Source organism: Methylocystis bryophila (genome assembly GCF_027925445.1).
Taxonomy (GTDB): domain Bacteria; phylum Pseudomonadota; class Alphaproteobacteria; order Rhizobiales; family Beijerinckiaceae; genus Methylocystis; species Methylocystis bryophila.
This window is the reverse complement of record NZ_AP027149.1, coordinates 2,590,563-2,607,755: the sequence shown is the minus strand read 5'-3', so window position 1 is coordinate 2,607,755 and position 17,193 is coordinate 2,590,563. Positions and strand designations below refer to the sequence as shown.

The 17,193-nt window shown below is 65.4% G+C and carries 16 protein-coding genes and 1 riboswitch; of the genes, 5 read left to right on the top strand and 11 right to left on the bottom strand.

Annotated elements, in window-relative coordinates:
* Positions 1 to 18: 18 nt before the first annotated feature.
* Genes cobM through cobW form a run of 9 tightly spaced genes read right to left on the bottom strand, consistent with a single transcriptional unit; the run spans position 19 to position 10,067 of the window.
* Positions 19 to 783: a precorrin-4 C(11)-methyltransferase gene (gene cobM, locus QMG80_RS12150; protein ID WP_085773045.1), complete on the bottom strand. Its 765-nt coding sequence runs from the start codon at positions 781 to 783 to the stop codon at positions 19 to 21.
* The gene (locus QMG80_RS12145) at positions 780 to 1,166 is read right to left on the bottom strand and encodes a cobalamin biosynthesis protein (protein ID WP_245299986.1); all 387 of its coding nucleotides are present in this window, start codon (positions 1,164 to 1,166) and stop codon (positions 780 to 782) included. The genes cobM and QMG80_RS12145 overlap by 4 nt, the downstream gene beginning before the upstream one ends.
* Positions 1,163 to 2,359 (bottom strand): precorrin-6y C5,15-methyltransferase (decarboxylating) subunit CbiE, encoded by a 1,197-nt coding sequence (gene cbiE / locus QMG80_RS12140; protein ID WP_085773043.1) that lies wholly within the window; start codon positions 2,357 to 2,359, stop codon positions 1,163 to 1,165. The genes QMG80_RS12145 and cbiE overlap by 4 nt, the downstream gene beginning before the upstream one ends.
* Positions 2,356 to 3,117 carry a precorrin-3B C(17)-methyltransferase gene (gene cobJ / locus QMG80_RS12135; RefSeq protein WP_085773042.1) on the bottom strand — a complete coding sequence of 254 codons (762 nt, stop codon included), beginning with the start codon at positions 3,115 to 3,117 and terminating at the stop codon, positions 2,356 to 2,358. The genes cbiE and cobJ overlap by 4 nt, the downstream gene beginning before the upstream one ends.
* A complete protein-coding gene (locus QMG80_RS12130; protein WP_085773041.1) occupies positions 3,114 to 3,845 on the bottom strand; it encodes a precorrin-2 C(20)-methyltransferase in 732 nt (243 codons plus the stop codon). Before QMG80_RS12130 ends, cobJ begins: the two co-directional genes overlap by 4 nt.
* Positions 3,842 to 4,474, bottom strand: coding sequence for a precorrin-8X methylmutase (locus QMG80_RS12125; RefSeq protein WP_085773040.1), 633 nt, complete (start codon positions 4,472 to 4,474; stop codon positions 3,842 to 3,844). The genes QMG80_RS12130 and QMG80_RS12125 overlap by 4 nt, the downstream gene beginning before the upstream one ends.
* Positions 4,471 to 5,757, bottom strand: a complete 1,287-nt coding sequence (cobG, locus tag QMG80_RS12120) for a precorrin-3B synthase (RefSeq protein ID WP_158658870.1) — start codon at positions 5,755 to 5,757, stop codon at positions 4,471 to 4,473. The genes QMG80_RS12125 and cobG overlap by 4 nt, the downstream gene beginning before the upstream one ends.
* Positions 5,741 to 9,034, bottom strand: coding sequence for a cobaltochelatase subunit CobN (gene cobN, locus QMG80_RS12115; RefSeq protein WP_085773038.1), 3,294 nt, complete (start codon positions 9,032 to 9,034; stop codon positions 5,741 to 5,743). Before cobN ends, cobG begins: the two co-directional genes overlap by 17 nt.
* A gap of 4 nt (positions 9,035 to 9,038) precedes the next feature.
* The gene (gene cobW, locus QMG80_RS12110) at positions 9,039 to 10,067 is read right to left on the bottom strand and encodes a cobalamin biosynthesis protein CobW (protein WP_085773037.1); all 1,029 of its coding nucleotides are present in this window, start codon (positions 10,065 to 10,067) and stop codon (positions 9,039 to 9,041) included.
* Between the two features lie 106 nt (positions 10,068 to 10,173).
* Positions 10,174 to 10,368, bottom strand: a riboswitch (cobalamin riboswitch).
* A gap of 987 nt (positions 10,369 to 11,355) precedes the next feature.
* Here cobW and rpoN point away from each other — a divergent pair.
* The 3 genes from rpoN to QMG80_RS12095 all read left to right on the top strand — a co-directional run bounded on the left by rpoN (position 11,356) and on the right by QMG80_RS12095 (position 14,345).
* Positions 11,356 to 12,918 (top strand): RNA polymerase factor sigma-54, encoded by a 1,563-nt coding sequence (gene rpoN / locus QMG80_RS12105; RefSeq protein WP_085773035.1) that lies wholly within the window; start codon positions 11,356 to 11,358, stop codon positions 12,916 to 12,918.
* A 239-nt stretch (positions 12,919 to 13,157) separates the two neighbouring features.
* The gene (hpf, locus tag QMG80_RS12100; protein WP_085773034.1) at positions 13,158 to 13,724 is read left to right on the top strand and encodes a ribosome hibernation-promoting factor, HPF/YfiA family; all 567 of its coding nucleotides are present in this window, start codon (positions 13,158 to 13,160) and stop codon (positions 13,722 to 13,724) included.
* 156 nt (positions 13,725 to 13,880) lie between these two features.
* Positions 13,881 to 14,345 carry a PTS sugar transporter subunit IIA gene (locus tag QMG80_RS12095; RefSeq protein WP_085773033.1) on the top strand — a complete coding sequence of 155 codons (465 nt, stop codon included), beginning with the start codon at positions 13,881 to 13,883 and terminating at the stop codon, positions 14,343 to 14,345.
* A gap of 217 nt (positions 14,346 to 14,562) precedes the next feature.
* On the opposite strand, the gene QMG80_RS12090 is transcribed toward QMG80_RS12095, so the two are convergent.
* Entirely contained in the window at positions 14,563 to 14,850 is a 288-nt protein-coding gene (locus tag QMG80_RS12090) for a con-10 family general stress protein (protein ID WP_085773032.1), read from the bottom strand.
* A 378-nt stretch (positions 14,851 to 15,228) separates the two neighbouring features.
* Entirely contained in the window at positions 15,229 to 16,050 is an 822-nt protein-coding gene (locus QMG80_RS12085; protein ID WP_085773031.1) for a response regulator, read from the bottom strand.
* 398 nt (positions 16,051 to 16,448) lie between these two features.
* Between QMG80_RS12085 and QMG80_RS12080 the strand changes: the two genes are divergently transcribed.
* On the top strand, positions 16,449 to 16,601 hold the full coding sequence (locus tag QMG80_RS12080; RefSeq protein WP_245299985.1) for a NepR family anti-sigma factor: 153 nt from the start codon (positions 16,449 to 16,451) through the stop codon (positions 16,599 to 16,601).
* A gap of 41 nt (positions 16,602 to 16,642) precedes the next feature.
* The gene (locus QMG80_RS12075; RefSeq protein ID WP_085773030.1) at positions 16,643 to 17,191 is read left to right on the top strand and encodes a sigma-70 family RNA polymerase sigma factor; all 549 of its coding nucleotides are present in this window, start codon (positions 16,643 to 16,645) and stop codon (positions 17,189 to 17,191) included.
* Positions 17,192 to 17,193 lie beyond the last annotated feature (2 nt).

Genomic DNA, 17,193 nt, shown 5'->3' with positions numbered 1-17,193 from the left:
CGTTCGAAGGCGCCGCGCCTAATCCCCTCCCCGCGGCCGAAAGCGCCGGTCGTAGCCCGCGTCATACAATGCGCTTTCGCGGAATTCCTCAGCGGCAAGCGCGGCGCCGACGAGAATGAGCGCGGTGCGCTCCATCGGCTCCGCGGCGACAAGCGCCTCTATCCTTCCCAACGTCGCGCGCAAGATGCGCTCATCGGGCCACGACGCGCGGAAAACGATCGCGACCGGACAATCAGCGCCGTAGTGTGGCGTAAGCTCAGCGACCACGCGCGCGAGCGCATGGATCGAGAGATGGATCGCGAGCGTCGCGCGGGATCTTGCGAAGACCTCCAAGGTTTCGGTCGGCGGCATCGCCGAGGCGCGCCCACTCGTGCGAGTCAGCACCAAGGATTGCGCAACCTCCGGCAGCGTCAATTCGCGCTTCAGAGCTGCAGCGGCGGCGGCGAAGGCCGGAACCCCCGGCGTCATCGTATAGGGAATGCCGAGGCGATCGAGACGACGCATTTGCTCTCCCGCAGCGCTCCAGATCGAGAGATCGCCAGAGTGCAGCCGCGCCACGTCCATCCCTTGGGCGTGCGCGTTCTCCATCTCGGCGAGGATCGCGTCGAGCGACAGAGGCGCCGTGTCGACGATGCGCGCGCCCTGCGGACAAAATGCGAGCACGCCCTGCGGGACGAGCGAGCCGGCATAGAGACAGACCGGCGAGCGCGCGATGAGATCGCGGCCGCGCAACGTCAAGAGATCGGCGGCGCCGGGACCCGCGCCGATGAAATGCACGGTCATGCGGCCCCCTCGGCAATCGCGCAAGCGAGGCGGTCGGTTGAAAAGCGCGGGGCGAGCAGCCGGCTTCCCTCGCCCGCCCCCGCGAGCGCCAAAGCCTCGACGAGGCTGCCGACGCCAAACATCGCCGCAACGAGCGGGGAGCGCGTGAGCAGCTCGGCGTCGCGCTTGCGCAACGCTTCGAGCGGCAGAAGCACGAAGCTTGCGCTCAGCAGCCCCGACGCCGCACGGAACTCGGCTTCGTCCTCGCGCCCGGCAAGCGCGGCGCAGACGGCGCCCTCGACGACCACGCCGCAACGCGCAGCGGCCTCGCGCGCAAGCGCAGCGAGCGCGATTGGGTCGACCCCTCTTCGGCCGCCGACGCCGATTGCCAATCGCGCGGTCACGGCTTTTGCCCCCGCCATTGCAACACGGCCATGGCCGGATCGAGCGCATGGAAACCTCCGACCGCGCGCGCCTTGGCGATCCGCACCTCGACGAGATCGCCGCCCCGAGCGGCGAATAGGTCGGAGAGCAGCGCCTGCGTCTCGAGCGTCACCGCATTGACGACGATGCGTCCGCCTCCTGGCAACGCCGCCCAGGCGGCCTCGATTGCATCGCGCCCTCCCCCGCCGATGAAGATCGCGTCGGGAGGCTCGAGCCCGGCGAGCGCCGCCGGCGCCGCGCCGCGTAGAATTTCGAGATCGGGGACTCCGAGCGCGGCGGCGTTTCTCGCGATGCGCGAGGCGCGCGTCTCGTCGCGCTCGATCGCGACCGCGCGATTGGCGGGATCGGCCAGCATCCATTCGATTGCGATGGAGCCCGCGCCCGCGCCAATGTCCCACAACCGCTCGCCTTTCTTCGGCGCGAGCCCCGAGAGCGTCACGGCGCGCACCTCGCGCTTGGTGAGCTGTCCGTCATGCTCGAACCATTCGTCGGGAAGCCCCGGCGTCAACGGAATGACGCGCGCGTCCGCGTCAGCGATCAGCTCCACCGCGACGGCGTTGAGCGGCGAGATGTCCTGAAACGCGAACTCCGCCGCCGCCGCCGAGCGGATGCGTTCGCGCGGCCCGCCGAGATTTTCGAGCACATGCAGGACGGAGCGCCCAAACCCTCTCGCAATGAGATGCTCTGCGAGGCGCGCCGGCGTCGTCTCGTCCCAGGAGAGCGCGATGAGCCGCCTTCCCGGCTGCAAATGCGGCGTCACACGCTCGAAGGCGCGGCCATGCAGCGACAGGAGCACGCAGTCTTGCTGGCTCCAGGCGAGCCGCGCGGCAACGAGCGCGAAGGTAGAGGGCGCCGGCAGGCAGAAGATTTCGTCGCGGGCGATTTTTTCGGCGAGCGTCGAGCCGACGCCGTAAAAGAAGGGATCGCCGGAGGCCAGCACGACGGTCGGCGCGCCGCGACGCTCCATCACTTCTGCGACGCCCAGCGCAAAGGGTGAGGGCCATGGGCGCTGCGCGGCCTTTGTCGGACCGAGGAGCGCGAGATGCCGCGCGCCGCCGAAGATCGCCGTCGCCGCGTCGATCGAGGCGCGCGCGGCCGATGACAATGCGCCATCCTCCCCGACCCCGAGGATCGTGAGCCAGCGCCCGGTCATGAGACGCGTCGCAAGGTGTAGACGAAGGGTCGCGCGCCGGGCCGCTCGATCAGCCTTGTGCCTTTGGCGCCGATGATGACGAGCGTCGCCATGTCGACCTGCGAGAGATCGGCGTTTGCGAGATCGGCGATGATGATCTGCTCCTCGGCGCGCCCGACCGATTTGGCGAAGACGACGAGCGTCTCAGGGGGAAGCGCAGCGCTCAGAATGGCGAAAGCGTCGAGGATGCGGCTGGGCCGCGCGCGCGACGCGGGGTTGTAAAGCGCGATGACGAAATCGCCGCGCGCGGCGCATTCGAGACGCCTCGTGATCGTGTCCCATGGCTTCAGATTGTCGGAGAGCGAGATCGCGCAAAAATCGCCTCCGAGAGGAGCGCCGAGACGCGCGGCCGCAGCGAGCATCGCCGAAACGCCCGGCAGCACTTCGACGTCGAGCCCGCGCCAAGCGGGCTCTCCCGTCTCCATGGCTTCGAACACGGCCGCCGCCATCGCGAACACGCCGGGATCGCCTCCCGAGACGAGCGCAACGCGGCGACCCTCCGCCGCGCGCCGCAACGCCTCGCGCGCGCGCTCCAGCTCCACGCGGTTGTCGCTCGCGAGCCGCGTCTGTCCTTCGCGCTCGGGCAGGCGCGCAAGATAAGGAGCATAGCCGATCAGATCCTGCGCCGACTCGAGCGCCGCGCGCGAGTCTTCCGTCAGATAGCCGGGGCCGCCAGGACCAAGCCCCACGACAACGAGACGACCGCTGCGCCCGCTCATGGGCGTCGCCCCTTCCCGGGCGCGAGCACCATCGCGAAATAAGGCGCCGTGTCGTCGAGCTTCTCGCAAAAAGGAATGATCCTCTCGCCCGCCATTGTGCCGCGTTCGACATAGATGGCGCGGTGAACGAGTCCGAGTCTTGTCAGCACGCGCCTGAGCTTTGCAAAATTTCCGCCGAGCTTCATCACGACGGCGGCGTCCGCCTCGGCGAGGCGGCGTTCGAGGCCCGCTTCGTCGAGCGTCGCGGGCACCACCGTCAGCGTGTCGTCGCCCCAGGTCATCGGCGCGCGCGCGGCGGCGAAGCAGCCGGACATGCCCGAGACGCCAGCGCATATCTCGATGCGGAACCGCTGCTCGAGTCGCACGAAAATATGCATAAACGAGCCGTAAAACATCGGATCGCCCTCGCATAGCAACGCCACGTCGCGTCCCTGAGCGAGAAGATTGGCAAGGCGCTCGGCGCTCTCCTCGTAGAAGCGGCGCAGCGCCTCGACGTAATCAACCGAATAGAATGGCCGCTCCGTCGTCATTGGGTAGGCGAGCGCGATTTCCTGGCAATCCGGTCGAAGATAGGGGCGCGCGATGGTGCGCGCGTGGCTGTTGCGCCCCGCCTTTGCGAAATAGGCGACGAAGCGGGCGGAGCCCACGAGACGCGCGGCCTTCACCGTGATGAGCTCCGGATCGCCCGGCCCAAGGCCGACGCCGTGCAGTACGCCCGCGCCCGTCATTCGTGCTCGCTCGCCAGCGCGTTCACCGCCGCCGCCGCCATGGCGCTACCGCCTTTGCGGCCCCTGACCACGATGAAGGGGACGGCCTCTTGCGCGCACAGCGCCTCCTTCGATTCCGCCGCGCCGACGAAGCCGACCGGCATGCCGAGAATTGCGGCCGGTTTCGGCGCGCCATTGTCCAGCATTTCGAGCAGATGAAAAAGCGCCGTTGGCGCATTGCCGATCGCGACGACGGCGCCGCCGAGCCGTTCGCCCCACAGCTCCAGCGCCGCGGCGCTTCGCGTCGTGCCGAGCTTTTGCGCGAGCTCTCCGACGCCAGGGTCGCTCAGCGCGCAGACGACGGCGTTCCCCGCGGGGAGCCGCGCGCGCGTCACGCCATGCGCGACCATATTGGCGTCGCAGAGAACCGGCGCGCCCTCGCGAAGCGCCCCTTCCGCCGCGGCGACGGCGCCCGGCGAAAAGATGATGTCGTCGGCGACCTCCACCATGCCGCAGGCATGGATGATGCGCACCGCGACGCGCTCTTCTTGCGGCGAGAAACGCCCGAGCTTCGCCTCTGACCGAATGATCGCGAAGGAGCGCGCATAAATCCCGGCGCCGTCATGGATGTATTCGTAAGGACGACTCACCGACCCGTCTCCTCGGCGCGTTGCGCCATCAGTCGGGCCGCCGTCACGGGATTGACGCCCCGTGCGAAGGGCTCGCCATTGACGTCGCCGTCGAAGATGAGGTCGAAAAGATTATCGCCTCGCGCGACGAGAGTCGCGGGCGCAGGGGCCGGTCGCGCGCAGCCTTTGACGCAGCCCGAGACATGCAGGCCGACCCCACCAGCGCCCAGTCGCGCGGCGAGGGGCGCGAGCTCATCGAGCGCGACGCGCGTGGCGCTGAGCGCCTGGGGACAATCCGGCGCGCCCGAGCAGGCGAGCACCGTCAGACGAGGATCCGTTTCATCGACGACAAATCCCAAAGCGCCGGCTGCGTTCACGAGATGCTCGGCGTCGGCGCGCGAGGGCAGCGGCACGAGGATCATGCGCCAGGGGGAGAGCCGCAGCTCGGTCGCGCCGCAATCTTCCGCCTCAAGGACGAGGCGAGAAAGTTGGGCGGCGTCGAGCCGGGCATAGCCGACCCCAAGGCACGCAAAATGCGTTTCGCCGATCGTCCCGGCGCCGATAAGGCCGCCGGGATTCGCCCGAGGCCAAGCATCGCGATGTGGCTCTGCCCGCAATCCCGCCTCCCGGAACACCGCCTCGACGCCGAGCTCAGCTGTGAGAGCGCGCATGCGGCGGCGCTCAAAGGGCGCAGCGGTTCGCAGACGAACGAAGGCGCGCGCCAAGGCCATCGCCGCTTCAGCGGCTTCCGTGGGGCTCACGCGCGCGGCGACGTCTCGCGCTCCTTCGGCGACGACACAGACGGCGTCGCCGCTGATCTCGATACGAACGTCGGCCAAAACGTCGTCTAGCCCCGGCGAGCCATCATCGACGAGGAAGAGGAATTTCCCCGGCAAGGAGCCGAGCGCCTGGTCGCTGGGGAAGGCCTGCGCCAAAGACTCGACCACGGCGTCGGCGTTTCCTGGCAGAGGTGAGGACAGAATATTCAGCGCGGCCTCGAGGCGCATGTCCCGTGCGGTCAGTCCTGCGCATGCGAGGCGCATGATAGCCTGCGCGAAGCATTTTTCACTTAACCCGCGCAATTGCAGTTGCGCGCGCTGCGAGAGATCAATCAGGCCATTGCCGCAATCCCGCGCGACGCCCGCAACCTCGCTCGCTTGCGAAAGCGACAGCCGCGATCCCAGAATTTTCGGGCGCATCAGCAGGCCGTCGCCGCTTAGCATGGGCTGCAGAGCCCCGGGGCACCAGCCCTTGATTTGTGGCGCGCTGCAATCGCGCGCGCCAAATTCAGCGATATGTGTCATCTGCCGCCTCATTGAAAAAATGCGCGCTATTGCGTCGGCTGCGCCACAAACCGCGCGCCAGCGCTTCAGCGAAGACGCGTGCGATCGCTTCGAGCGCGCGCGGATTCTCACGCGCGAGGAAGGCCGAAACCTCCTCGTCGCCCAGCGTCGCCCGATGCGCCAGATCGAATTGTTCGTCGCTCACGAGATCGCCGAACGCCGCGAAGGCGTAAAGATTGTCGATCGCCTCGGCGATCTCCGCAGCGCCGCGATGGCCGTGCCGCATCTGTCCAGACAGCCAGCGCGGATTGGCGAGCCGGCCACGCGTGACGCGGGCGACCTCGCTCTTCAAGCTGCGGGGACGCGGCCGCGTGGGATCCGTGAGATCGAGATGGGTGAGCGACGCCGCGCCGCCCAGCGCGCGGTTGGCGGCGCAAAAGCCGCCTTCGAACTCGGCAAAGGCGGAGCCGGCGAGAACATCGGTTTCAGCCATATCCTGAACATGCACCAACGCGTCGGCCCCAGCGACCCGCGCCGCGAAGCTCTCGCGCGCCGGACGGCTTTCGCCAGCTCTGTCGTAAGCGAAACCTGCGGCGTCGAGGAAGGCTGCGCCAAGTTCTTCCCGCTTTTCCCAGGCGCCGCGCTGCAGCGTTTCGCTCAGGCCGAGGCCATAGACTCCCTGCGCCGCGCCGAAGACCCGCTCCAGCGCGCTTCCCCGAACGCCCGTCAGCGGATTGAAAGCCTCGTCCTCGTCGAGAGCCGCGACAGCGTGGACGGCGTCATGAAAAAGCGCGACGAGCGCGGGGAACATGTCGCGGAACACGCCAGAGACATGCAGCGTCACGTCGACGCGCGGAAACTCGCGCCGCGCCGCGGAAATGATCTCGAAGCCGGAAACTCGCCCCGTGGCGTCGTCCCAGAGCGGCTCGACTCCCAAAAGCGCCAGCGCCTGCGCGAAATCCTCGCCGCCGGTGCGGATCGTCGCGCTGCCCCAGAGATCGAGCACCAGGGCGCGCGGCCAATCGCCATGCTCGCGCGCATGGCGCGTCATGACCTCCTCTGCGGCGCGGCGCCCGATGTCATAGGCGCTGCGCGTCGGTGCATGTCGCGGATCGATGCAAAAGAGATTGCGGCCGGTGGGCAACACGTCGCGTCGGCCGCGCGACGGCGCGCCGGCCGGACCGGGTTCGATAAAACGTCCTGCGAGCGCTCCGAGCAACGCGGCCCTTTCCGCCCGCGCGCAAGCCGCCCGCATCGGATCCTCGTTCTCGGCGCGGCCGAAGACATGCAGCCCGACGCCGATGCGCAACTCCTTCACATCGCAGAGCCAGGCGTCGAGACGCGCCAGCGCTTCGAGCTCGTCCGCGTCGCGCTTGAGCCCGCATTCCTGGGCGAGGCCGCTGCGCTGCGCCTCGTCCAGGACGGCGCCGGCGATGCGCCGGGCGCGACGGGGATCGAGCGCCGCGGCTTGGGCGTATTCGTCGAGCATCTGCTCCAGCCGGGCGGCGTCGTCATAGAGCTGGGCCTCTTCAAGCGGCGGCGTCATATGACCGATCGTGACGGCTGCAAGGCGACGCTTCGCCTGCGCCGCCTCGCCAGGATTATTGACGATGAAGGGATAGACCATCGGCGTCGGCCCAAGCAGCGCTTCCGGAGCGCAGTCCGGCGCAAGCATCACGGATTTTCCGGGGAGGAACTCGAGCGTGCCATGCGCGCCAAGATGGATCATCGCATCGATGCGGCGCACGCTGCGCAACCAAAGATAGAACGCGACATAGGCGTGCCGCGGCGCAGATTCGCCGTCATGATAGCTTTCGCGCCGCTCGGCGCGTGCGCCGCGATCGGGCTGGAAGGCCACGACGAGCTTGCCGCTCTCGATGCAGGAAAAGCGGAACGCCTCATGAGCGCAGGCCGAATCGTCTTGTGGCGCGCCCCATCGCGCCTCGACGCGACGCCTGAAATTTTCGGGAAGCGCCGCAAAGCGCGCGCGATAGTCGTCGAGCGTCAGCTCGACGAAACTCTGGCTCTCCTCGAGCCTTCTGACCAATCCCTGTCCCTCGCGCAGCGGCTCGGCGCCGCCGACGTCATAGCCCTCGCCCGCGAGCGCTTCGACGATCGCATAGGCGCTCGCCTCGGCGTCGAGGCCAATCGCATAGCCGCCGCGACCGCGCCGGGCGGGGTAGTCGGAAAGGATCAGCGCGATGGATTTTTCGACGTTGGGCTTACGGCGCAGTCGCGCCCAGTTCGCGGCGAGCGCGGCGACGAAAGAGACGCGCGAAGCTTCCGGCGCATGGCGTGGCGCGTCGAATTCGCTTCTCCCAAAGGCTTGCGCCATCTCCTTGAAGGATATCGCGCGCGTGAAAATGCGGCCGTCGACCTCGGGAAGCACAATATTCATCGCGAGATCCGCGCCGCTGGCGCCGCGTGGCGATCGCTCCCAGGCCTCCTTCGTCGAGATCGCCAGCGCCGCTTGCAACACTGGCGCGTCGGCGAGATCGAGGACGCCGCCCTCTGAGCCCCGAGCAGAGAAAGCCGTCGTGTTCAAGATGACGTCGGGCGCGACGGTTTTCAGCGTCGCGCGCACGAATGCCTCGCTCTCGCTTTCCTTGAGGCTCGTCACATAGATCGCTTCGACCGAGAGGCCTTCGCTTGCGAGCGCATCGGCAAGCGCGAGGATCGGCGCCGCGTCGCCGGAAAGATAGGCGGAGCGATAAAAGACGATGAGCGCCCGCGCCTCGCCGCCGTCGCGCCGCGCGGCTTCATAACGGCCCGCGGCGGGCACAGCGACGGGCTCGCGCCCGCAGGTCCCGCCTGCAACGATGGTGTCTGCGTAGTCCAGGAAGCGCGTGAGGTTTTCCGGTCCGCCGCGATCGAAATAAGCCCAGATTCGGTCGCAGCTTCCCGCGTCGAGCGTCGACGCTCGCCTGAGCCTCGGATCGTCGACGGAGTCGCCGGGCACAAGCGCGAGCGCGATGTTTTTCATGCGCGCCAAGCGGGCCAGCTCGTCGACGCCGTAAGGCCAGTAGTCCTTGCCGCCGAGCAGTCGCGCGACGACGAGACGCGCGTGGCCCACCACCTTCTCGAGATAGAGATCGACGGAAAAAGGATGCTTCAGCTGCGCGATCGAGGCGCAGCGCAGGCTCGCGCCGCCCTCGCCCCGCTCCTCGCGGAGCGCCGCGAGGAGACGCAGCTCGGAATCCGAAAGCGAGAGAAACACGACCTCCGCAGGCGTCTGCTCGAGGTCGATCGCGGCCTCGCCTTCCTCTAGTCGATGCAGATCACGCGGGGCCAAATGCATGGAGTTAGCGCCCGGACAGACGTTGCGCGACCTTGGCGCGATCGAGGCCCTTGCGTCCGATCACGACGAGACGACTGGCGCGCGGTTCACCGATCTTCCAAGGGCGGTCGTAGTGGTGCAGGAAGCGCGCGCCCACTCCCTGGACGAGCAGCCGCATCGGCTTTCCCGTGACCTCGACGAAGCCCTTCATCCGCAGGACATCATGCGCCGCCGCGACTTCCGACAGGAGCGCCACGAGCCGCTCGGGATCGTCGGCGGGCGCAAGATCGAGGACGAAGCTCTCGAAATCGTCGTGGTCGTGTTCCTCCTCCGCATCGTGATGCGTCGGACGATTGGCGAGATCCGCTTGAATGGTCGCGCCGAGGCCCAGCGCGACGCGAGGATCGACGACGCCGTGGCGCGCGCGCAGAATGCTGGCCCGTCCGACGCCGGCGCGCAGGATCTCCATCACCCGCGCTTCCTCTTGCGGATCGAGCAGGTCGGTCTTGTTCAAGACGATGATGTCGGCGCAAGCGATCTGGTCCTCGAAGACTTCTTCAAGGGGATTGTCGTGATCGAGGCTTGCGTCGTCGGCGCGCTCACGCGCCAGCGCCTCGAGATCATCGGCGAACCGCCCCTCGGCCACCGCCGGACCGTCCACCACCGCGACAACGCCGTCGACGAAGAGGCGCGAGCGAATCCGCGGCCAGTCGAAGGCCTTGACCAAGGGCTTCGGGAGAGCGAGGCCCGAGGTTTCGATGATGACATGCTCTGGGGGCGAGTCGAGCGCGAGCAAGGCTTCGATCGCTGGGGCGAAGTCCTCGGCGACCGTGCAGCATAGACATCCATTGGCAAGCTCGACGATATGCGGTCTTTCGCAATCCTCGTCGCCGCAGGCGCGCAGAATCTCGCCGTCGACCCCGACGTCGCCGAATTCGTTGATGAGGAGCGCAAGGCGCCGATCCCGCGTCGCCTCGACGAGATGGCGAATGAGCGTGGTCTTTCCGGCGCCCAAAAAGCCCGTGACGATTGTGGCCGCGATTCTCTCGCTCATATTAACGGCGCAAGCTGCAAGCCAACTCGCGCGCGAGGCGCGCAGTCCAAGCGGGAGGAGGTAGAAAAGGCTTCATGATCGTCTCCTTGCCGCCCCGCCGGCGGCGTCTAACAGGCTAGTGACGGCAGGTCTCCTGGCTTACGGGTCAAAGGCTCACGCCGCCTTCCCGCGGCGTTATATCCGCAGTGGCGCTTGGCGCGGCCTCGCCGGTCACAGTTGCGGGGGCAGCCGCGGAATCGGAAGACTCCTCACCGCGTTCCCTATTCACTTCTTACGAAGAACCGTCACGCTCTTCTTAGGCCCGGCGCCTCGGGGCGTCAAACGGCGCAATCCGGCCTCTCGCCTTGGACGCCAAAAGCGATCATCCGGATGATCGCCGGCGCGATCGCCACGACAAGCAGAACTGGATGTAAGAACACGATCATGCGCGCGGTGAGCTTCGGCGCCGCCGCCCGCCGCCATTCATTCCGCTTCCGTCATGCATAGAATACGGAATTCCTGCGCCGACATAGGCAAGGCGCGCCTCACTGGCGCGCAAATCAGTCTGCACGAATGCAGTCACGAGTTGCTTGAAGCCGGATCGCGGCTTGCAGCAGATTGACGGCCGCGCTTCCGGCGCCTAGCCGACAGGCTGCGCTCGGGCCGCATGCGAAGACTGTTTTGGCGAGATCCTGCATCGAGACTACGCCCTGCCCTTCCATGTTCCAGCCTCGTCGAGGCGCAGGACATGATCTTGTTGGAGCTGCAGCGCCGCAGGGTCTTTGGGGGTGACGAGCCTTCGTCCTTGTCGATGAAACGGTCACGCAGTTCAAAGTGAAGGCGCCGCGGAATTACGCCGCATTAAGCGAGAGCTTGACGAGAGTGTTGCAGAAGCGCCGATCCGCGAAGCCGACGGAGTTGAATGCGGCGCACGTCTCGCCGGCGCATCAGCTGGAGAATCACGCGTCGCTTCGTCGACGCCCCGGCGCGATGAGTTCGGTTCGAAAAGGACTAAGCTCCAAATCAAAAACTTAGAGCATGTCTTGACCGGAAAACCGCTTCGCGCTTTTCCGAAACATGCTCAAGGTCACGCTGCGTTCAGGCACCATCGCTTGAACGCAGAAAGCATGATCGATTCTAAAAGTTTGAAGCGCGATTTTTACGAAAAATCCGGTTTCCACTTTTTCGCATCGCGCTCTAGGATCGCGCCCGCCAGGAGAGAATTGCCGTTAACGTTGCATAGGCCGCCCTCGTGCGATAAGCTTCGGTAAGCAAAAAACGGGCCGAGCGCCCATAAGGCAAAATCTCCATGGCGATCTCTCAAAAGCTGATGATGCGGCAGGGCCAATCCCTGGTGATGACGCCTCAGCTGCTACAAGCCATCAAGCTTCTGCAATTTTCGAGCATCGAGCTTACCGCCTTTCTCCAAGATGAGATGGAGCGCAATCCGCTCCTCGAGTCGGAGGGCCCGAGCGAGGTCGGCGAGCCGGCCGGGGCCGAGCGGCCCTCGGAGGAAAGCCCGCAGGAGGGTGCGAGCGAGCGCGTTGAGGGCGACTGGGCCAAGGAGTCCCTGTCAACAGACGCTGGCGAATACGCCGCCAATCTCGGCGCGGACGTATCGAACCTTTACGACTCCGAGGAGCCGTCCCAGTCCCGGACCGAAGCGCTGGGCGCCGCGGAGGCTATGGGGCTTTCGGCGTCATCCTGGAGCGGAACGCTCGGCGGCGGCGGATCTGCGGACGGCGAGACGCCAAATCTCGAGGCCTATGTCGCCACCGCCAAGAGCCTGCGCGACACACTCGAGGAACAGCTCTCTCTAGCCTGCGCGGACCCGCGCCAGCGCCTGATCGGGCTCTCGATAATCGACGCGATCGACGAAAACGGCTACCTCCGCGAAACGATCGAAGCGATCGCGGAACGGCTTGGCGCGAGCCTCGAAGAGACGCAGGCCGTGCTCGACGTCGTGCAGCGCTTCGAGCCATCGGGCGTCGGGGCCAGAGACCTGGCCGAATGCCTCGCTATCCAGCTTCGCGAGCGCGATCGATTCGATCCGGCCATGCAGATCTTCGTCGCCAATCTTCCGCTCGTCGCCAAGGCCGACTTCGCACAGCTGTCGCGACTATGCGGCGTCGACGAAGAAGATGTGAGAGACATGGCGGCAGAGCTTCGCGGCCTCGACCCCAAGCCCGGCCGCGCCTTTAGCGGCGGCGACGCGCCCGCGATCATCGCCGATGTGATCGTCACGGCGGCCGGCGACGGAAGCTGGCGCGTCGAGCTCAACACCGATGCGCTGCCGCGCGTTCTCATCAACAATTCGTACGTGGCGCGCGTGAACGCCTCAGCGAAGGGCGACGCCGACAAGAGCTTCGTCTCCAACTGTCTTCAGAACGCCAATTGGCTCGTCAAGAGCCTGGAGCAGCGGCAGCGCACGATCCTCAAGGTCGCCTCCGAGATCGTGCGGCTGCAGGACGCATTCTTCGAAAAGGGCGTCGAGCATCTCCGCCCGCTCAATCTCCGCGCCGTCGCTGATGCGATCTCCATGCACGAATCGACGGTGTCACGCGTCACGTCCAATAAATATATGATGACGCCGCGGGGGCTATTCGAGCTGAAATATTTCTTCTCCGCCTCGATTGCCGCGGCGAGCGGCGCCGAAGCGCATTCGGCGGAAGCCGTGCGCTTCAAGATCAAGCAAATGATCGACAAGGAAAGCCCGAATGACGTGCTGTCGGACGATGCTATCGTCGCGCGCCTCAAGGAGCTCGACATCGACATCGCGCGCCGCACCGTGGCCAAATATCGAGACAGCCTGCGTATCCCCTCCTCGGTCGATCGGCGCCGTCAGAAGCTCTCGGCGCGCCAGCATGCGTGAGGCTCGCCTCAGCGCGCCCGCCCATTGACTTCGCTCACGCAGGCTTCTATCGCTTCCCGCCGCTCGGCGGATCGAGGGCGTCCGGCTCGATCGCCTCGCAACAGCGTCGTCTTGGCCATTCGACCCGACTTCGCCAAAATCCTGGAGCATGAATTAGGAGCGCCTCACCCACGAGGACGACGCGATTCATGGTTGAGCAAGAGTTCGGACGACACATGATGGGCGAGGTTTGACGCGAGATGGCATTGCGGGTTTCCGGAAAGAACATCAACATTGGCGAAGCTTTGCGCGCTCATGTGACTGACCGCATTCAAGCGCTCACCGGAAAATATTTTGACGGCGGGGTGTCGGGTCACGTGACGATCGAGCCCGAAGGCGCGGGATATCGCACGGATTGCAGCCTGCACCTGACCTCCGGAATCTTGCTGCAGGCGGACGGGCGCGCGCAGGATCCTTACGCAGCCTTCGACCAATCCGCCGCGCGGATCGAAAAGCGTCTGCGACGTTACAAGAGCCGCTTGAAGAGCCACCACGATCACGACGCCGCCAAGGTCGAGCTCGTGCCGAGCTATCTGTTGGAGGCGCCCGACCAGGAGTCCGAGGCGCCCAATGAGTTCAATGCGGCAGTTATCGCCGAGACCACGACGCAGCTGCGCCGCCGCTCCGTCTCACAGGCCGTGCTCGATCTCGACCTTTCGGGCGCTCCCGTCGTCGTCTTTCGGCACGCCTCGACGGGACGAATAAACGTGGTTTATCGCCGCAACGATCACCATATCGGATGGATCGACGCGCCGGAGAGCGTGTAAGGCGTGCGTCGCGCGGCGGCGGCGGCGCGACGCTTGCATCTACGCCCTAAGACGCGCCGCGATCGTTTTGCGCTTGTGCAGGAAACCAAGTGAATGCGCCGACCTTTCAGTGACCCGGCCGTCACCCCCATCAGCCGAGCGAAGGAACGTCAACCCATGCGACTTACCGATCTGCTCGGCCCGCACGCCATTGTGTCCCCTCTCGTCGCAACGACAAAGAAGGACGCCCTGCTTGAGCTCGCGCAAAGGGCCTCCGAGCTTTCTGGCCAGTCGGCGCGCGAGATTTACGATTCGGTGCTGCAGCGCGAGCGCTTGGGATCGACCGGCATCGGGGACGGCGTCGCCATCCCCCATGGAAAGCTGTCGAAGCTCTCGACCATCTACGGGGTTTTCGCGCGCTCAGAGCGGCCCATCGACTTCGACGCGCTCGACGGCGCGCCCGTCGATTTGATCTTCATGCTGATCACGCCTGAGAGCGCCGGCGCCGACCACCTCAAGTCGTTGGCCTGCGCGGCGCGCATGCTCCGCGATCCAGTCACCGTCGCGGCGCTGCGCAAAACGCGCGACCCCATTGCGATCTACGAGCTGATCGCCGGCCGTTCGCAGAACGAAGCAGCTTAATCCTCCCGCCGCCAAGTCGACGTTTTTCCGCGTCGACCCGGCGTCCCTGCGGCGGACAAAGGCTGCGACGCCGGCGCCGACGGGAGCCCCGCGCTGGTCGACACGGATGGCGTTAGAGCGAATTCCGCAAAGACTTTTGCGATGAGCATTCGCTCCAAGCTGTTGATTTAGCGCGATTCTTTTTCGATCGCGTGACTCCACGCGATCGGGTCGCGCTCTAGTGCCTCGTCGATGTTTGCTTGACCACGCCCACGTGGGCGGCGTGACCGCCCTTACGTCCGGCCTCGGACGCCAGCGCGTGATCGCGCGAAAAGCTGCGCTTGTCCGGATTAACCGACTGCCCGCCTTTTCGGCCGGCCTTGGCGGCCAATTCCGGATTTTGCGAAAAGCTGCGCTTCTCGTCCGGAACGCTTTGCCCGCCCTTTCGCGCGATGAGCCTCTGCTTTTCGGGGTCCATCGACGCGAATCCACGGTTCGACTTGCGGGGTTGCTGCAGTGTGTTCATGCTTGTCACCTCTCTCGACCCGTCGCTCCTCCTCGACTAAAAGAACTAACGCCCGCGCCGAGACAAAGTTTCCCTCGGCATGCGACATTCAGCCACGTACGGGCTTGGTTTTCAAAAATTGAGCGTGGAAAGACGCGCTCGGCGTTCGTCCCGGCCTTGCGCGCGATGCGAAAAGGCGGAAATCCGCATTTCGCATAATTCTCGCTCTAGACTTCAAGAATCAATCACGTTTTTTGCCTTCAGGCGATTCCCCCTGAAGGCAGCGTGATCTAGAGCATGCCGAGAGCGGTTTTGGAGCTTAATCCTTTTTGATCGCGTGTTTCCACGCGATCCGAACGCGCTCCAAGCCCGGGCGCGTCCCTTCCGAACCCATTCGGTTCAGGCCGTTCCGGAAACGCCCGGCCGCGAGCGACGATCGAAGAACAGCGCCTGACTGATGACCGCTTTGAGCGCGTCGACGGCGAAGGGCTTGGCGATCAAAAAGGCTGGCTCCGGCGCCTCTCCAAGGAGGAACCGCTCAGGATAAGCCGTGATAAAAATCACGGGAATCGAAAAGTCTGATAGGATTTCGTTGACCGCCTCGAGGCCCGAGCTGCCGTCGGCGAGCTGGATGTCCGCGAGGATGAGGCCAGGTCTCGCCTTGGCGATCTCAACCAGCGCTTCCGTATGCGTGCGCGCCACACCGACGACGCTGTGGCCGAGCTCCTCCACCACTTCCCGAAGATCGAGCGCAATCAATGGCTCGTCCTCGATGATCAGCACCTCGGTGGCGATCTGGCCAGCGATTTCCGCATTCGCCGCCGCAACGAGATCACCCGCCTCCTCAACGGAGACGTCGAGGGTGGAGGCGACCTCCTCAAGCGCGAAGCCTTCGAGCGCGCTGAGCAGGAAGGCGATGCGCGGTCGCAGCGAAATCGCCTCGAGATTGCGTCTCGCGCCGAGCTCGAGCTCGCTTGCGACTTCCGTATGCGCGTTGATCGGAGCCGCAGACCAAATATCGAGCAGCAAACGAAAGAGTGCGATCTTGGGGTCTTCCCCGGGGCGAAGGCGGCTTCCGCCTGATTTTTCTCCCTGTTCCGCGACCAGGGTTTCGAGCGTCGCCAGTGCGTAAGCGTCCCCGCCTTCCTGGCTGCCGGTGAGCGCGCGAGAGAATCGCCTCAAGAACGGTATATGGCGCGCTATTTGCTGTGAGAGGGTCATTTTAGACTGCGACGCCCTTTGCCTAATGCCTGCCATTTCCTAAGCCAATATGGAGATTACGGAAAATGCCCAAGGTTAATCCATGGAACCAATTCCCCTTCCACGCGTTGTCTGACCACTGTGACTGTTTAGCATAGCCACTGTCTGGCGTCGAAACAAAAAGATGTCTCCACAGCTTAGAGGTCTCCATGGTAAAAGCCAACCGGACCAATGGAATCCGATCCGCGTCCGTAAGCCCTTCCGATACGCCTACCACACAAGACGAGCCCAGAGCTAAGCTCACTGCACGTAGAGAAGAGACTTCTTTCAAGCCGCACCACGGGGGCCGATCGATGAGCCCCCTTCACCGGGAGCCGGGCGCGCCAAGCTGCCGCCCCCCTGCAAATGGGAAATCGGGCGTGAGCGAATATATCGGCCGCGAACTGCGGGAAATTTATGATGACGTGCTGGCGCAGCCGGTCCCCGATCGGTTCCTTGCGCTCTTGAATAAATTGGACGCCGGCGCAATATCGGCCGCTCAGACGGCGGGTAGGCCCGGGGAGATGGATTGACAATAGCGGAAGGCTCTTCGTTAGGCGCCGGTTCAGAGGGCATGAAGGCGGACATCGTCGCCGCCATCCCCTCTTTGCGCGCTTTTGCGGTGTCCTTGAGCGGCAATCCGGATCGCGCCGACGATCTCGTCCACGATACTTTGCTGAAGGCCTTAGGCAGCATGGACTCCTTCACCGAGGGGACCAACCTAACCGCATGGTTGTTTACGATCCTGCGCAACGCCTACTACAGCGATTATCGGAAGCGCCGGCGCGAGACCGCAGACCCCGATGGCGCGCTGGCGGCTCGGCTCGAAGCTCCTGCCGCGCAGCCAGGCCATATGGATCTTCTGGACTTCCGCGAGGCGTTGCAGAAGCTGCCGGCCGATCAGCGCGAAGCGTTGATCCTGATCGGCGCGTCGGGTCTCTCCTATGACGAGGCGGCTGAAATCTGCGGTTGCGCGCCAGGCACGATGAAGAGCCGGGTCAACCGCGCCCGCAACCGCCTCACGGAGCTTTTGGGGCTGGAGGAGAGCCAGCGCCTCGAAAGCGAAGCGGCGGCGAAGCCCAAGGCCCGCCGAGCGAGCGAGAGCGCCGCCCCGCGACGGTGAAT

What these genes read in the sequence shown, in the direction of transcription:
- cobJ (WP_085773042.1), bottom strand. Translation starts at nt 3,117, where the DNA reads ATGAGCGGGCGCAGCGGTCGTCTCGTTGTCGTGGGGCTTGGTCCTGGC.
- cobG (WP_158658870.1), bottom strand. Translation starts at nt 5,757, where the DNA reads ATGACACATATCGCTGAATTTGGCGCGCGCGATTGCAGCGCGCCACAA.
- QMG80_RS12095 (WP_085773033.1), top strand. Translation starts at nt 13,881, where the DNA reads ATGCGACTTACCGATCTGCTCGGCCCGCACGCCATTGTGTCCCCTCTC.
- QMG80_RS12090 (WP_085773032.1), bottom strand. Translation starts at nt 14,850, where the DNA reads ATGAACACACTGCAGCAACCCCGCAAGTCGAACCGTGGATTCGCGTCG.
- rpoN (WP_085773035.1), top strand. Translation starts at nt 11,356, where the DNA reads ATGGCGATCTCTCAAAAGCTGATGATGCGGCAGGGCCAATCCCTGGTG.
- cobM (WP_085773045.1), bottom strand. Translation starts at nt 783, where the DNA reads ATGACCGTGCATTTCATCGGCGCGGGTCCCGGCGCCGCCGATCTCTTG.
- cobW (WP_085773037.1), bottom strand. Translation starts at nt 10,067, where the DNA reads ATGAGCGAGAGAATCGCGGCCACAATCGTCACGGGCTTTTTGGGCGCC.
- cbiE (WP_085773043.1), bottom strand. Translation starts at nt 2,359, where the DNA reads ATGACCGGGCGCTGGCTCACGATCCTCGGGGTCGGGGAGGATGGCGCA.
- QMG80_RS12075 (WP_085773030.1), top strand. Translation starts at nt 16,643, where the DNA reads ATGAAGGCGGACATCGTCGCCGCCATCCCCTCTTTGCGCGCTTTTGCG.
- QMG80_RS12130 (WP_085773041.1), bottom strand. Translation starts at nt 3,845, where the DNA reads ATGACGGGCGCGGGCGTACTGCACGGCGTCGGCCTTGGGCCGGGCGAT.
- QMG80_RS12085 (WP_085773031.1), bottom strand. Translation starts at nt 16,050, where the DNA reads ATGACCCTCTCACAGCAAATAGCGCGCCATATACCGTTCTTGAGGCGA.
- cobN (WP_085773038.1), bottom strand. Translation starts at nt 9,034, where the DNA reads ATGCATTTGGCCCCGCGTGATCTGCATCGACTAGAGGAAGGCGAGGCC.
- hpf (WP_085773034.1), top strand. Translation starts at nt 13,158, where the DNA reads ATGGCATTGCGGGTTTCCGGAAAGAACATCAACATTGGCGAAGCTTTG.